The sequence below is a fragment of the Nitrococcus mobilis Nb-231 genome (genome assembly GCF_000153205.1).
Classification (GTDB): Bacteria; Pseudomonadota; Gammaproteobacteria; order Nitrococcales; family Nitrococcaceae; genus Nitrococcus; species Nitrococcus mobilis.
Map to the genome: position 1 here is coordinate 1794178 of NZ_CH672427.1, position 14648 is coordinate 1808825.

Below are 14648 nucleotides of genomic sequence, written 5' to 3' on the forward strand. Positions count from 1 at the left end.
CCGGTATTAGCGCAATGCTTTCAACACTGCAGTTCCTGCAGCCTTGGGAACCATCGCTAGCGATCCAGCTGCTGTGCACACTCGCCGTAGGTCTCTATATAACAGGGCTGGTGGAGGGGTATCGCAGCGGTCATCGCGAGGGGTTTTGGAAGCCGTTCGCTTTTTTACTCGGCGTGGCGCTGATGTATTTCGTCACGCAGACACAGTACGACTATCTCTCGCAATACATGTTTTTCATCCACCGGATTCAGCATCTGGTGTTGCACCACATGGGGCCTTTTCTGATAGCGCTATCAGCCCCGGCCGCTGTGCTGGGGCGTGGCGTGCCGGATAGCATGCGCCGCCATGCCGGTTTTCTACGGCCGCTTCTGCTCCCCGTGCGGATTGCTTATCGCATTCTACAACAGCCGGTCATTGCCACCGTGTTGTTCGTTGGTCTGATTTTTTTCTGGTTGACCCCATCGATTCACTTCGATGCCATGCTCAGCGCGCAGCGCTACGCCCTAATGAACTGGAGCATGGCGGTCGATGGGCTGCTGTTCTGGTGGCTGATTCTCAATCGCGCCCCGGATGGGTTAACACCGCAGCTGAGCTATGGCCGCCGCATTCTGATCCTGGCGGTGATCATGCCACCGCAGAGCATTCTCGGCGCTTATATTGCGTTGAGTAGACAGGATCTCTTCGATGTCTATGCGGTCTGCGGTCGTGCCTGGCCGGTGAGCCCGATAGTCGATCAGCAGATTGGTGGATTGGTTACCTGGATTCCTGCTTCCATGATGAGTGTGGTGGCCGCCGTGATCCTACTTAGTTTCATGTTCCGTGAGCACCGGTCCCGCCGGTCCACCCCTATGCCGGCCTGTTCACCGAGCAATCCGATCTCCTCGACCACCCCGGTTTGAATTGACATCATGACTCTAAAACGCCGCCGTATTCTAATCAGCCTTGGCCTTTGTCTGCTGCTTGCCGCCTGTGGCGACGGTATTAATTGGCAAACCAAAGGGATTGCCGGACTGATGCCACCATTGCGCTTTGCGTTGACGGAAGACAGCGGCAACCCGGTTCAGGCCAAGGACTTCCGTGGTCATATCACGTTAATGTACTTTGGCTATACCCATTGCCCAGACATTTGCCCGACCACTTTGGCCAAGCTGAAAGCGGCTATCAATCGGCTACCGGAATCGGCCGCACAGAATGTGCGAGTGCTGTTCGTTACCGTGGATCCAAAGCGGGATGGACTCGAACGCTTGCGCGCTTATACGGCGGCGTTCGGGCCGCAGTTCGTGGGCCTGCGGGGCGGCGATGCCGAATTGACCCAACTGACTAAACGCTACCGCATCACCTACGGTTACGGTAAGCCCGACGCAAACGGCGATTACGAGGTTTCCCATAGCAGCGCGGTCTTTGTTTTCGACCGTAGCGGGAAGGCACGCCTTATGGTCCGCGACTCCGACGGAGTGGATGCCCTCGCCGCGGATCTTGAACACTTGGAGAGCACGGCGTAGGTACGCATGACCTCAGCCGTCGTGCTCCAGCCCCCGTCGGGGCCACCCTGGAGGGTGGTCGCATCAGTCGAATAGATCTTTGTCCGTAACCGCTCCAATGCTCGCCGAGGAGACCAACTTGGCGTACTTCGCGAGCACACCGCGACGATAAATAGGCCGTGGCGGCTGCCAGGCGGCTCGGCGCTGGACAATTTCCGTGTCGGCGACATGGAGCATCAGCAGATTGCGATCGGCATCGATCGTGATTTCATCACCCTCCCGCACCAAGGCAATCGTACCGCCGACTGCCGCCTCTGGTGCAACATGACCGACCACCATCCCATAGGTACCACCGGAGAAGCGCCCGTCGGTAATAAGACCTACCGCATCACCCAAACCTTTACCGATGATCGCCGAGGTCGGCGCCAGCATCTCGCGCATGCCCGGCCCACCCTTCGGGCCCTCATAACGAATCACGACGATGTCACCCGCCACGATTTGATCCGCCAGAATCGCCTCCAGGGCACCCTCTTCGGAGTCGAAAACCCGTGCCGGACCTGTGATCCGGCGCTGTTTGATGCCGGTGACCTTGGCGACGGCACCCTCCTCCGCCAGATTGCCGCGCAGGATGGCGAGATGTCCCTGCGGGTACAGCGGCTGCTTGAAAGGCCGAATGATATCCTGGTCGCTCGGCGGCTCGGCCGGTATGTCGGCCAACAATTCAGCAATAGAATGCCCGGAAACAGTAAGGCAAGCGCCGTGCAATAAGCCGTGGGCCAAAAGGATCTTCATGACCTGCGGAGTACCGCCGACCTCATGAAACTGGCTGGTTACGAAGCGCCCGGAGGGCTTGAGCTCGCAGAGCACGGGCACCTGGCGGCGGATGGTTTCGACATCGTCAATGCTAAAATCGACCTCCGCAGCGTTGGCGATCGCCAACAAATGCAGCACGGCATTGGTCGATCCGCCGAGCGCCATGACCACCGCAAAGGCGTTTTCGAACGCCTGGCGGGTCATTATGGCACGCGGTAAACGCTGTTCCTGGATGGCGTCTACCAGGACTTGAGCCGAGCGCCGCGCACTCTGCACTTTCTCCGGATCCTCCGCGCACAGGGTGGAGGAGCCCATCAGGCTCATACCCAAGGCCTCGAAGGCGCTGGACATGGTATTAGCCGTGTACATCCCGCCGCAGGCACCGGCACCGGGGCAAGCGTTGCGTTCCACGCCCTGCAAATCCTCGACTGAGAGTTTGCCGGCGGCATACTGTCCAACCGCCTCGAAAGCGCTGACGATGGTCAGATCCTGACCCTTATAGCGACCCGGCTTGATGGTGCCGCCATAAACGAAGATCGCCGGAATATTCATGCGTGCTATGGCAATCATGGCGCCCGGCATGTTCTTGTCGCAACCACCGGTGGCGAGCATGCCATCCAGGCACTGGCCGTTGCCTACCGTTTCGATGGCATCGGCTATGACCTCGCGCGAGACCAGCGAGTACTTCATCCCCTCCGTGCCCATGGATATACCATCAGAAATAGTGATGGTGCCAAAGCTGACCGGCATGGCACCGGCTTCACGCAGCGCCTGTTCGGCCTGAGCCGCTAATGCACCGATGCCCACATTACAGGGTGTGATGGTGCTGTGGGCATTGCCCACTCCAACGATCGGTTTATCGAAATCAGTGTCGGTAAAACCGACAGCGCGCAGCATGGCCCGATTAGGCGTACGGGCCACACCGTAGGTGATCACGCGGCTGCGGCGATTATCGGCCATCATTTCTCCTCGCGGGCACTCGGAAATCAGATCAAGTAGACAGAACGATGTATTGTAGCAGGCAAACCATCATAGGGTCCGTCGCCGAATTACCGTATGCACTGCCCACTCGCAGAAGGGATTCGTCCCACTCCCTCCTACACGCTGCCGCTCTCTCGGTGATCTGTTACAGACCTACACATTCATCATTTCAATCAGCCTGCCGGTCGACGCCCTGCAAAAGACGATCACACGCTGTTTAACGTGAACGGATCGAGCCGTCTAAAATCTTCTTGTGATCTCCTAAGAATATTACTTAACTTCCCATGTTAATTATAAAATCCTGGGTATTCCACAGATTCTGTGGATAACCCTGTGGACGAACTGGGGGAACATCGACCGAAGCGGCGCTCTACAAGGCTTCTTGTTAGTTCGGCCAACTTTTCATCAGCCAAAAAATTTTTTTATAAAACAATAAATTATAATTGTGGCTGCAATTCGAGCCAGCCAGCCAGCACCGCCGGCCCGAGGCCCGATCGAACTGTGCATAACTCGATTTGTCAAGACGAATAGACCCTCAAAGCATCAATGCGGCAACATGCCGAGCGACACTGCGCGCCAGCGCCTGCAGATTGTAGCCGCCCTCAAGCGTGGAGACGATTCGACCCTGGCAGCAAGCCTCGGCAACTGCGACCAGCTCTTCGGTCGCCCACTGATAGTCATCATCGGTCAGTGCCAGCTCGGCCAGGGGATCGGATTCGTGGGCGTCGAAGCCCGCTGAGACCAGAATCAGGTCGGGACGGAAATCCGCTAGAGCGGCTATGATTTCGCTGCGGAAGTGCTTCCGGAACGCCGCGGAGCCGGCTCCAGGCGGCAAGGGGATATTGTATAGCACGCCGGGACGGTTCTCCTCGCGCCGCCCCGTATTCGGAAACAGCGGCTGCTGATGCGTCGATGTATAGAGAAAGCCCTCGCGGCCAGCCAACATGGTTTGAGTTCCATTGCCATGGTGGACGTCGAAATCCACGACAGCAATATTGCGCGCCGCATATCTGCAGCGGGCCTGCAGCGCACCCACAGCCACATTGTTGAACAAACAGAAACCCATTGCCCGGGCCGGCTCAGAATGATGGCCGGGCGGGCGCACCGCGCAGAAAACCCGTCTGGCCGCACCGCTCATCACCGCATCCACAGCTTGCCTGACTGCGCCAACCGCTCGCAAGGCCGCCTCACCGGAGGCCGGACTGATCATGGTGTCCGGATCGAGGGAGCGCCAGCCCGAGGCGGGAATCATCATCAAGATTTGCTCTATGTAGCGCCGCTCATGGACGCGCCCAATCTCCTCCAGAGTAGCCGCTTCGGCTTCACACCGCACCAGTTCGGCAAAGGCGGGGGTGTCGAGCGCCGCGAGAATCGCCCGTAGCCGATTAGCGCATTCGGGGTGATCATAGCCCGTGTCATGCTGCAGGAAAGCGGGATGAGTGATAAGCCACGTGGCCATTTTGTCTACATGCTCCTGGCCGAATTGACGAATATTGCCCGATCCGCTGGCGCCGAACAATTCAGTCCTCTTGATCGAACGTCAGCTGCGGCAGAAGCGGTAAATTGCGATCTCGGCGAGCAGATTCGGCAGCACACCGGCGATTACCGGGCGACGCAGATCATGCGAGAGGACTTCGCGTTCCAGAATACGGATGCCTTTTTGCAGGCACAGTTCCTCGAAGTCTTTGATCGAGCACAAGTGGATGTTCGGCGTTTCGTACCAAGTGTAGGAGAGGGCGCCGCTCATAGGCATACGACCTAGCACGGTCAAATAGTAACGCAGACGCCAAAAGGCAAAATTGGGGAAGGTGACGATCCCCATGCGGCCTACCCGCAATATCTCGTCGAGCAACAAATCCGGGCGGCGCACCGCCTGCAGGGTCTGAGTCATGACCACGTAATCGAACGATCCAACATCAAAATCCGACAACCCCTGGTCGAGATCGGTCTGAATCACGTTCACGCCGTTACGGATGCAGTGAACGATTTTCTCGGCATCGATCTCCAGCCCGTAGCCGGTGACGGACTGGTTGTCCTGCAGGTGGCGCAGCAGCGTACCGTCGCCACAACCAAGATCAAGCACCCGAGCACGGGGCGTGATCCAGTCCGCCACGATTTGCAGATCGGCTCGCAGTCCGTTCACACCCCGCTCTCCGCGCTCTCCGCGGCCACCTTATCCATGTAGGTGCGGAATACTTCCAGGTACTGGGGCACCGGCATCAGGAACGCGTCATGGCCGTGATCGGCTTCGATCTCCGCATAACTGACCTCCTTGTCGTTATCCAGCAAAGCCCGAACGATCTCCCGTGAACGAGCCGGCGAGAACCGCCAATCGCTGGTGAACGCGACAACTAGGAACTGCGCCGCAACACCCACCAACGCCTTGGCCAAATTCCCTTCAAATGCCGCGGCTGGATCGAAATAGTCCAATGCCTTGGTCATCAGCAGGTAGGTGTTGGCATCGAAACGATTGACAAACGACTCGCCCTGATAGCGTAGATAGCTCTCTACTTCGAACTCTACCTCGTAGTGAAAATCGAAATCATCCTTGCCCCGCCGCAAATCGCGACCAAATTTCGCTCGCATCGCCTGATCCGAAAGGTAGGTGATGTGCCCCAGCATCCGTGCCAGCATTAATCCACGACGGGGCACAACCTGATGATTCTGGTAGCGGCCGCTATGGAACTCCGGATCCGAGCGGATGGCCTGCCGAGCCACTTCGTTGAAAGCGATATTTTGAGCCGACAACCGCGGCGCGGCGGCAATCACCACTGCATGGCGCAGCCGGTGCGGGTATTCGATAGCCCATTGCAAGGCCTGCATGGCACCCAGACTGCCTCCGGCTATCGCTGCCCAGCGATCGATCCCCAGATGATCGGCTAGGCGCGCCTGGCTATGAACCCAATCCTGCACGGTGATGATGGGGAAATCGGCCCCGTAAGGCTCACCCGTGGCCGGATTGATGGTCGTGGGACCGGTGGAGCCATGGCAACCGCCCAAATTGTTGCAGCAGATGACGAAGAAGCGGTTGGTATCGATGGGCTTGCCGGGGCCGATACAAACTTCCCACCAGCCGGGTTTGCGATCCGCTGGGCTATTGTACCCCGCCGCATGGTGGGTTCCGGACAGCGCATGACAGATCAATATCGCGTTGCTGCGCTCCGCGTTGAGTTTCCCGTAGGCTTCGTAGACGAGCTCATAGCTCGGCAGGCTACGGCCGCACTCCAGCGTCAGCGCCGTATCGAAGCGGGCGCATTTGGGCTCGACCAGGCCCACTGAATCGGGCGGAATCGATTCAGGCATCGTCCCCGCTGCCATGCTGATGAATTGAGAATTGGGATAAAAGTTTAAAATGATAACAGAGCGCTATTGCAACGCAACTGGACCCCGGACGGATTTGTTCTCCACAGGGTTCCCTGCTCTGCCAACGACTTAAAATAAATATTTGGACATCCGCGCCACGCCCGGGCATATGAGAAAATGCTCTCAACTTAAGCCCTCCTTCAGCATTGTAACCGGTAGGCGCTGTAGGCATGTGGCTTAGTTGAGGGCGGGCATGGGTAGTGCCGCCCGGCTGGATGCGGCATCTGGTTTGCACGATGACGGCGAGTGCATCGCAGAGCGCTGCCAGGCAGTGCTTCACGTTGAGCAGGCAACCGGCCAGGATGGGCTTGAGGGTAGCAAGTGCATAGGTGCGGTTGGGGCGTGAGACGAGGCGCGCGCAAGCATCATCATCATCGTCTGACAGCGCTCACCCTTGCAGCGCGACTCATGCCTCGAATACCAGCCTTGCGCATCAACCGGCTGAGGTGCGCTGTGGCCAATACGCTAGCCCTCATCCCTGAGCTCTGGATAGATGCGCTTCCCATAGAGTGTTTGGAGCGCAACGCACCGGCGCCCGTTACTGAGTATTATTGCCTCAAGCTATCAGGTGGGGGCAGTAATGCGAATTACCCGTCAAGATCTCATCGACGCCGTCGACGACGGAACCTTGACTCGTATCCAGGCCGAATTGCTTTGGACGCGGTGGCAAGCACGGGGTTTGCACCGCCCCCGCTTCGATTTTTCCCACGTCGCTTGGTATCTCGGTGCTTTGATAGTGATCTCGGCCATGGGTTGGTTTATGACCGAGGCATGGATGCGTCTCGGCGGTGCGGCACTCACCGCGATTGCCATTCTTTATGCGATCGGTTTTGTCGCTGCTGGGCATACTCTCTATTTCCGGCAAGGTCAGTCTGTATCAGGTGGGTTGCTGTTCACCCTAGCCGTGTGTATGACGCCGCTTGCCATCTTCGGCATCGAACATGCGACCGGTTTCTGGCCGCAGGGGGATCCCGGCGAATATGCCGCCTACTTCCACTGGATCAAGGGAAGTTGGTTGTTGATGGAGGTGGGCACTATTGTGGTTGGCGCCCTAGCGCTGCGGTGGGTGCGTTTCCCTTTCCTCGTTGCACCCATCGCGTTCACGCTTTGGTACCTTTCCATGGATCTCACACCATTATTGTTCGGCAAACTGGAGTTCGCTTGGCACGAGCGGCTGTGGGTTTCGTTATGGTTCGGCCTTGCAATGCTGCTGGTAGCCTGGTTTGTCGACCGCCGCACTCGCGAGGATTATGCTTTCTGGCTCTACCTGTTCGGACTGATAGCTTTTTGGGGTGGGTTGTCGCTCATGGACAGCGACAATGAGTTCTCGAAGCTCTTTTATTGCCTGATCAATGTCGCGCTAATGGGATTTTCGCTGTTGCTCCAGCGGCGGGTGTTCATGGTTTTTGGCGCCGTTGGTGTGTTCGGTTATATCGGCCACCTAGCCCAGTCGGTGTTCCGGGACTCGCTGCTATTTCCAGTGACGCTCACGCTTGTGGGACTAGGAGTGATTTGGGCCGGGTTGCTGCATCATCGCCACGGTGCGCGCTGGGAGGCGGCGCTGCAGGCACGGATGCCAACCTGGTTGGGGCGGTTGAGCGGTCGCCTTGGCTCCCTCGATCAATAGCGTATCTCTCAAGCCGGCGCTCAGATTGCGGCCCCGATCAGCAACTTGCCATAAGCGCTTATTTGATCTGCGTTTGTCGGTGGCTATTTGGGCAGGTACGATCAAACGAATTGGGAATGCCATGAAAAGGCTTTGTATCTATTGCGGCTCCAGCCCGGGCCGTGATCCGGTCTATCTAGAGGCTGCGCAGGCGCTGGCGCGGCGCCTCGCGCATCGAGGTATTGGCATCGTTTACGGTGGCTCCAGCGTTGGCCTCATGGGTGCAATGGCGGATGCCGCGCTGGCCGAGGGAGGTAAGGTGATCGGCGTCATTCCTGACCCGCTCATGGACCGAGAGCCAGGCCACCCTAGCCTGACGGAGCTTCACGTGGTGGTCTCCATGCACCAACGCAAAGCTATCATGGCTGAGCTAGCGGATGGTTTCATCGCCCTTCCCGGTGGGCTCGGCACATTAGATGAGCTGTTCGAGATTCTCATCTGGGCTCAGCTTGGCCTGCACCGCAAGCCTTGCGGCGTGCTCAATGTAAAGCACTATTATGACCCCTTGATGCGCCTCCTTGATCATGCGATGGAAGCCGGTTTCGTGCGGCCACAACACCGCGGGATATTGGTGTTGGAGGCCGATCCGGAGGTGCTGCTGATGCGTTTCGAGGAGCGTATCGCCTTCGGCTAAAAGTTGCAGAGGATCGATCGGAGCGATATCTGAAGCGGTTTCGGATACCCTTGCCGTAGGAGCAAGTGTGTGGCAGGCAGGTTTCCGCATCGGTGCCCGCCCCTAAAAAAGCACTCAGCGGCGTTCAAATCACACCGAACGAAGACGAGAGCAAAGGCCCCAGAATATAAAATGTTCCGGCTAAGGCAGCCTTTCGTGCCGACGAGTCTAGTTTTCACTGCTTACCGGGTTGTGAAGTACGGTTTTTGTCGGTCAGCGCGCCGAGGAAGGCGGTGATATCGGCAACCTTTCGGTCGGGCAGTTCGAGCCCCAGTTGCAACCAGGCCATTTGGCGTACTGCCTCCGTCAGGCTAGATACGGCCCCATCGTGGAAATAAGGGGCGGTAATCGCCACGTTGCGCAGCATCGGCACCTTGAATAGATATTTATCGCTCTCTTTACCCGTCACATCGTAGCGCCCAAGATCCGCCTCATTGCTATACGGGTGCGCCACCCCCATCTTTCGGTAGCCCATACCGCCGAGCAACGGCCCTTTATGGCAGGCGGTGCAGCCGGTAGCCATGAAAGTTTTCAGGCCCTTGCGTTCCTGCTCCGTCAGGGCGCGGTCGTCACCGTTGAGGAAATCATCGAAACGATCATGCGTGATCAGCGTGCGCTCAAATGCGGCGATTGCCTTGGCTACATTGTCGTAGGTTACCGAATTGGCGGTATTCGGGAAGGCCTGGCTAAAGGCAGCGACATATCCCGCGTTACCGGTGATACGCTCAATCACGGTGCTCTCATCCGGCATGGCCATTTCCACGGGATTGAGAATCGGCCCCTTGGCCTGCGCCTCCAGCGTTGGGGCACGACCGTCCCAGAATTGGGCGATCTGGAAGCCGGCATTCAAAACGGTAGGCGTATTACGGGTGCCCGGCTCGCCGTGCGCTCCCAGCGAGGTCGGCGTGGGGCGGATGTCGGCGCCACCCAGGCCGTTGTCTAGGCGGTGACAGGTATTGCAGGATTGGGAGCCGTTAATTGATAACTGTTTGTCGAAATACAAGCGCTTTCCCAATGCGATTAGCGCGGGGGTATCTTGCTCCGCACCGGGCATGGTTTCAGGCAGCGTGTCGAATACGGCCTTGGCCTGGTTACGCAAACTCGCCGCATCCGCCGCTAACGCGCCGGTTGTGCTCAGTGCCACGGTGGCAAGCAGAATCCAACTCATCTTCATTGGATTATCTCCTTATAAAATGCGGGCTGGCTGAACTTAACAGAGGCTTTCTGGGCGGGCCAACCTGGCGTGATTTTAGTGCGAGTGCGCGCACATCCAAAGCCCCCCCGCAGGCCGATCTTGCCGCATTATCGATTGACACGTGGTGACCGCCCGGCTATCTGAAGCGATTACCATGGGTTGCAAAAGAAAGGCGGTGTGCAGCAATATCTGAAAATCCTATTTATTCGCAAGCAAGTGTATTCGGCTCGGCGGTCATGAAGTGTGGCTGCGTCTTCGATGGTCGGTGTGCGCTTGTGTTGCCTCCGTGACCAACCGGGCGAGTGAGGTTTTGCAATGCCTGAACAAGAGACGGCTTCTGGACTCTGTTACGAGGATCTGGTACTCGGCAAAGGGAAAAAAGCAACCGGTCGCGGCGAGACCGTGTTTGTTCACTATACCGGCTGGTTGGAAGATGGTACTCGGTTCGATTCAAGCCATGATCGTGGTGAGCCGCTCGAATTCTCCCTAGGTGCCGGCTTAGTGATTCCCGGCTGGGAAGAGGGCATTATCGGGATGCGGGCTGGCGGGAGGAGAAAATTGACGGTGCCGCCCGAACTCGGCTACGGTGCCCGTGGCGCCGGCACTGTGATTCCGCCCAATGCCCGCTTGATCTTCGAGATCGAGCTTTTGAGCGTAATGGGAAAATTCTGAATCTCAATCAAGTGTTGCATGTATTGAGTAACTAGCGACATTCAAGTCAGCCGTATGAAAGCAGCGACGAGTGCAACAAAAGCCGAGAAGCGGCTGACGGGTTTCTCATCATGATAAAACCGGGGGCCATGCCCGATTACGCCAATCTCACCGCCCACCTGGTGGAAACCGCGCAACTACACCAGTGACACCCTTGCTGTTCAGCTAACAGTTCCCGCTACCAGGGACGGGGGCTTCCACCCCAAGTCATCCTCGCTAGCACAGTGACCGGGACAGCGCCACGCATGACGCGTAGCACCTTGACTGGCGCACACAAAAAAAAACCCCCGCGTAAAAAGGCGGGGGTTTTGCATTAAACGCCTAGCGATGACCTACTTTCACACGACAGCGAGGCCGCACTATCATCGGCGCTGAGCGGTTTCACTTCCGAGTTCGGGATGGTATCGGGTGGTTCCCACTCGCTATGGTCGCCAGGCAAACCAGCTTCTTGTTCCCCTTAAGGGAACAAGAGAAATAGGGAAGTTACCTTGGTATGCCTTCGTCAGGACAACACAAATCGCCAAACCGTTTGGGTGTTATATGGCCAAGCCACACGGGCAATTAGTACCGGTTAGCTTCGCTCATTACTGAGCTTCCACACCCGGCCTATCAACGTGGTAGTCTTCCACGGCCCTTTAGGGACCTCATGGGTCCGGGAGACCTTATCTTGGGAGGGGCTTCCCGCTTAGATGCTTTCAGCGGTTATCCCTTCCGCACATAGCTACCCGGCAATGCCACTGGCGTGACAACCGGAACACCAGAGGTGCGTCCACTCCGGTCCTCTCGTACTAGGAGCAGCTTCCCTCAAGTCTCCGACGCCCACGGCAGATAGGGACCGAACTGTCTCACGACGTTCTAAACCCAGCTCGCGTACCTCTTTAAACGGCGAACAGCCGTACCCTTGGGACCTGCTACAGCCCCAGGATGAGATGAGCCGACATCGAGGTGCCAAACTCCCCCGTCGATGTGGACTCTTGGGGGGAATCAGCCTGTTATCCCCGGAGTACCTTTTGTCCGTTGAGCGATGGCCCTTCCATACAGAACCACCGGATCACTAAGGCCGGCTTTCGCCCCTGCTCGACTTGTGGGTCTCGCAGTCAGGCACCCTTATGCCTTTACACTCACGGCGCGATTTCCGACCGCGCTGAGGGTACCTTCGCGCTCCTCCGTTACTCTTTGGGAGGAGACCGCCCCAGCCAAACTACCCACCACACACTGTCCCTGATCCGGATAACGGACCTAGGTTAGAACCTCAAGCATGCAAGGGTGGTATCTCAAGGGTGACTCCACGAGGGCTAGCGCCCCCGTTTCAAAGTCTCCCACCTATCCTGCACAAGCAGACTCAAAGTCCAGTGTGAAGCTGTAGTAAAGGTTCACGGGGTCTTTCCGTCTTGCCGCGGGAACACTGCATCTTCACAGCAATTTCAATTTCACTGAGTCTCGGGTGGAGACAGCGGGGCCATCGTTACGCCATTCGTGCAGGTCGGAACTTACCCGACAAGGAATTTCGCTACCTTAGGACCGTTATAGTTACGGCCGCCGTTTACCGGGGCTTCGATCAAGAGCTTCGCCCGAGAGCTAACCCCATCACTTAACCTTCCGGCACCGGGCAGGCGTCACACCCTATACATCCTCTTTCGAGTTAGCAGAGTGCTGTGTTTTTAATAAACAGTCGCAGCCCCCTGGTCACTGCGGCCTCCTTCCGCTCCAGGAGCAAGTCCTTTCACGTACAAGAGGCGCACCTTCTCCCGAAGTTACGGTGCTATTTTGCCTAGTTCCTTCACCCGAGTTCTCTCAAGCGCCTTGGGATTCTCACCCTGCCCACCTGTGTCGGTTTCCGGTACGGTCGGTCACAACCTGAAGCTTAGAGGCTTTTCTAGGAAGTATGGCATCAGTGACTTCGCTCCCGTGGGAACTCGTCATCACGTCTCGGAATTATGTACTCCCGGATTTACCAAAGAGTACTTCCTACACGCTTAAACCGGGATATCCGACACCCGGATCACCTAGCCTTCTTCGTCCCCCCATCGCAGTTATGACCGGTGCAGGAATATTAACCTGCTTCCCATCGACTACGCCTTTCGGCCTCACCTTAGGGGCCGACTAACCCTGCGCCGACTAGCGTTGCGCAGGAAACCTTGGGCTTTCGGCGAGGAGGTTTTTCACCTCCTTTATCGTTACTCATGTCAGCATTCGCACTTCCGATACCTCCAGAGGCCCTCACGGGTCCTCCTTCGCAGGCGTACGGAACGCTCCCCTACCATGCCTTACGGCATCTGCAGCTTCGGTACATGGCTTAAGCCCCGTTAAATCTTCCGCGCAGGCCGACTCGACCAGTGAGCTATTACGCTTTCTTTAAAGGATGGCTGCTTCTAAGCCAACCTCCTGGCTGTCTTTGCCTTCCCACATCGTTTGCCACTTAGCCATGATTTGGGGACCTTAGCTGGCAGTCTGGGCTGTTTCCCTTTCGACGACGAACCTTATCACCCGCCGTCTGTCTCCCGTGATTGCACTTCTCGGTATTCGGAGTTTGCATCGGTTTGGTAAGCCTCGGAAGGCCCCCTAGCCGAAACAGTGCTCTACCCCCGAGAGTGAGACACGAGGCGCTACCTAAATAGCTTTCGGGGAGAACCAGCTATCTCCGAGCTTGTTTAGCCTTTCACTCCTACCCACAGCTCATCCCCTGGCTTTTCAACGCCAGTGGGTTCGAGCCTCCAGCGGGTATTACCCCACCTTCACTCTGGCCATGGGTAGATCGCTCGGTTTCGGGTCTACTCCCAACGACTAAGCGCCGGTTAAGACTCGGTTTCCCTATGGCTACCCTATTCGGTTAACCTTGCCATTGAGAGTAAGTCGCTGACCCATTATACAAAAGGTACGCAGTCACCCTTACGGGCTCCCACTGCTTGTACGCATACGGTTTCAGGTTCTATTTCACTCCCCTCACCGGGGTTCTTTTCGCCTTTCCCTCACGGTACTGGTTCACTATCGGTCGGCAGGGAGTATTTAGCCTTGGAGGATGGTCCCCCCATATTCAGACAGGATAACACGTGTCCCGCCCTACTCGATTTCATCCTATAAATCCTTTCGTATACAGGGCTATCACCTTCTATGGCCAGGTTTTCCAACCTGTTTTACTAGTTTTCACAGGACTTAAGGGCTAATCCCCGTTCGCTCGTCGCTACTAAGGGAATCTCGGTTGATTTCTTTTCCTCCGGGTACTTAGATATTTCAGTTCCCCGGGTTCGCTTTGCATGCCTATATATTCAGCATGCAATGACCACCTTACGATGGCCGGGTTTCCCCATTCGGACATCCCCGGATCAAAGCCTGTTTGCCGGCTCCCCGAGGCTTATCGCAGGCTACAACGTCCTTCATCGCCTCCTGCCGCCTAGGCATCCACCGTATGCGCTTAACCGCTTGGCCATATAACCCCAAACAGTCTGGATAATCGACCAATGGTTGACTTAATGACGAATGCTGGCATACCACACACATATCGAACCCGACATGTGTCTTACGGCAACTTCCCAAATTGTTAAAGAGCAAAACCAACTGTATTCCATGAAAATCTGGTGGAGCCAGGCGGGATCGAACCGCCGACCCCCTGCTTGCAAAGCAGGTGCTCTCCCAGCTGAGCTATGGCCCCGATGTTGTCTTCACCGAAATCGTTGTCAACCAACTCCTCGGCCCAATACAATCGGGCGTATTGACGTTTTGATCGCGGTGAGCGCAACGCGGCAGGTCTATTTGAATATACCAATG

Annotated in this window: 10 protein-coding genes, 1 tRNA gene and 2 rRNA genes; 5 read left to right on the forward strand and 8 right to left on the reverse strand. The window is 57.0% G+C overall.

The window, feature by feature from the left end; all coding sequences use genetic code 11:
• Window positions 1-14 precede the first annotated feature (14 nt).
• Window positions 15-899 (forward strand): cytochrome c oxidase assembly protein, encoded by an 885-nt coding sequence (locus NB231_RS08245; RefSeq protein ID WP_005001527.1) that lies wholly within the window; start codon window positions 15-17, stop codon window positions 897-899.
• A gap of 9 nt (window positions 900-908) precedes the next feature.
• Window positions 909-1502, forward strand: a complete 594-nt coding sequence (locus NB231_RS08250) for an SCO family protein (RefSeq protein WP_005001528.1) — start codon at window positions 909-911, stop codon at window positions 1500-1502.
• Between the two features lie 63 nt (window positions 1503-1565).
• On the opposite strand, the gene ilvD is transcribed toward NB231_RS08250, so the two are convergent.
• The 4 genes from ilvD to metX all read right to left on the reverse strand — a co-directional run bounded on the left by ilvD (window position 1566) and on the right by metX (window position 6578).
• Entirely contained in the window at window positions 1566-3257 is a 1692-nt protein-coding gene (ilvD, locus tag NB231_RS08255; RefSeq protein ID WP_040662073.1) for a dihydroxy-acid dehydratase, read from the reverse strand.
• A gap of 553 nt (window positions 3258-3810) precedes the next feature.
• Window positions 3811-4734: a histone deacetylase family protein gene (locus NB231_RS08260; protein ID WP_040663590.1), complete on the reverse strand. Its 924-nt coding sequence runs from the start codon at window positions 4732-4734 to the stop codon at window positions 3811-3813.
• An 81-nt stretch (window positions 4735-4815) separates the two neighbouring features.
• Complete coding sequence (metW, locus tag NB231_RS08265) at window positions 4816-5418, reverse strand: methionine biosynthesis protein MetW (RefSeq protein WP_005001531.1); 603 nt, start codon at window positions 5416-5418, stop codon at window positions 4816-4818.
• Complete coding sequence (gene metX / locus NB231_RS08270; protein ID WP_005001532.1) at window positions 5415-6578, reverse strand: homoserine O-succinyltransferase MetX; 1164 nt, start codon at window positions 6576-6578, stop codon at window positions 5415-5417. Before metX ends, metW begins: the two co-directional genes overlap by 4 nt.
• 640 nt (window positions 6579-7218) lie before the next feature.
• Here metX and NB231_RS08275 point away from each other — a divergent pair.
• Both NB231_RS08275 and NB231_RS08280 read left to right on the forward strand, forming a co-directional pair.
• Window positions 7219-8265, forward strand: coding sequence for a hypothetical protein (locus tag NB231_RS08275; protein ID WP_005001533.1), 1047 nt, complete (start codon window positions 7219-7221; stop codon window positions 8263-8265).
• Between the two features lie 121 nt (window positions 8266-8386).
• The gene (locus tag NB231_RS08280; RefSeq protein WP_005001534.1) at window positions 8387-8938 is read left to right on the forward strand and encodes an LOG family protein; all 552 of its coding nucleotides are present in this window, start codon (window positions 8387-8389) and stop codon (window positions 8936-8938) included.
• A 214-nt stretch (window positions 8939-9152) separates the two neighbouring features.
• Here NB231_RS08280 and NB231_RS08285 read toward each other — a convergent pair whose 3' ends face one another.
• On the reverse strand, window positions 9153-10151 hold the full coding sequence (locus NB231_RS08285; protein ID WP_005001535.1) for a cytochrome-c peroxidase: 999 nt from the start codon (window positions 10149-10151) through the stop codon (window positions 9153-9155).
• Window positions 10152-10487: 336 nt separating this feature from the next.
• Between NB231_RS08285 and NB231_RS08290 the strand changes: the two genes are divergently transcribed.
• Window positions 10488-10844 carry an FKBP-type peptidyl-prolyl cis-trans isomerase gene (locus NB231_RS08290; protein ID WP_005001537.1) on the forward strand — a complete coding sequence of 119 codons (357 nt, stop codon included), beginning with the start codon at window positions 10488-10490 and terminating at the stop codon, window positions 10842-10844.
• A 358-nt stretch (window positions 10845-11202) separates the two neighbouring features.
• Here the strand turns inward: NB231_RS08290 and rrf are convergent.
• The 3 genes from rrf to NB231_RS08305 form a co-directional block, all read right to left on the reverse strand.
• A 5S ribosomal RNA gene (gene rrf, locus NB231_RS08295) occupies window positions 11203-11319 on the reverse strand.
• Window positions 11320-11423: 104 nt separating this feature from the next.
• Window positions 11424-14309, reverse strand: a 23S ribosomal RNA gene (locus tag NB231_RS08300).
• A 147-nt stretch (window positions 14310-14456) separates the two neighbouring features.
• Window positions 14457-14532: transfer RNA gene (locus tag NB231_RS08305), tRNA-Ala, on the reverse strand.
• Window positions 14533-14648 lie beyond the last annotated feature (116 nt).

What these genes read in the sequence shown, in the direction of transcription:
- NB231_RS08280 (WP_005001534.1), top strand. Translation starts at nt 8,387, where the DNA reads ATGAAAAGGCTTTGTATCTATTGCGGCTCCAGCCCGGGCCGTGATCCG.
- NB231_RS08285 (WP_005001535.1), bottom strand. Translation starts at nt 10,151, where the DNA reads ATGAAGATGAGTTGGATTCTGCTTGCCACCGTGGCACTGAGCACAACC.
- NB231_RS08275 (WP_005001533.1), top strand. Translation starts at nt 7,219, where the DNA reads ATGCGAATTACCCGTCAAGATCTCATCGACGCCGTCGACGACGGAACC.
- NB231_RS08260 (WP_040663590.1), bottom strand. Translation starts at nt 4,734, where the DNA reads ATGGCCACGTGGCTTATCACTCATCCCGCTTTCCTGCAGCATGACACG.
- NB231_RS08250 (WP_005001528.1), top strand. Translation starts at nt 909, where the DNA reads ATGACTCTAAAACGCCGCCGTATTCTAATCAGCCTTGGCCTTTGTCTG.
- metX (WP_005001532.1), bottom strand. Translation starts at nt 6,578, where the DNA reads ATGCCTGAATCGATTCCGCCCGATTCAGTGGGCCTGGTCGAGCCCAAA.
- ilvD (WP_040662073.1), bottom strand. Translation starts at nt 3,257, where the DNA reads ATGATGGCCGATAATCGCCGCAGCCGCGTGATCACCTACGGTGTGGCC.
- NB231_RS08245 (WP_005001527.1), top strand. Translation starts at nt 15, where the DNA reads ATGCTTTCAACACTGCAGTTCCTGCAGCCTTGGGAACCATCGCTAGCG.
- NB231_RS08290 (WP_005001537.1), top strand. Translation starts at nt 10,488, where the DNA reads ATGCCTGAACAAGAGACGGCTTCTGGACTCTGTTACGAGGATCTGGTA.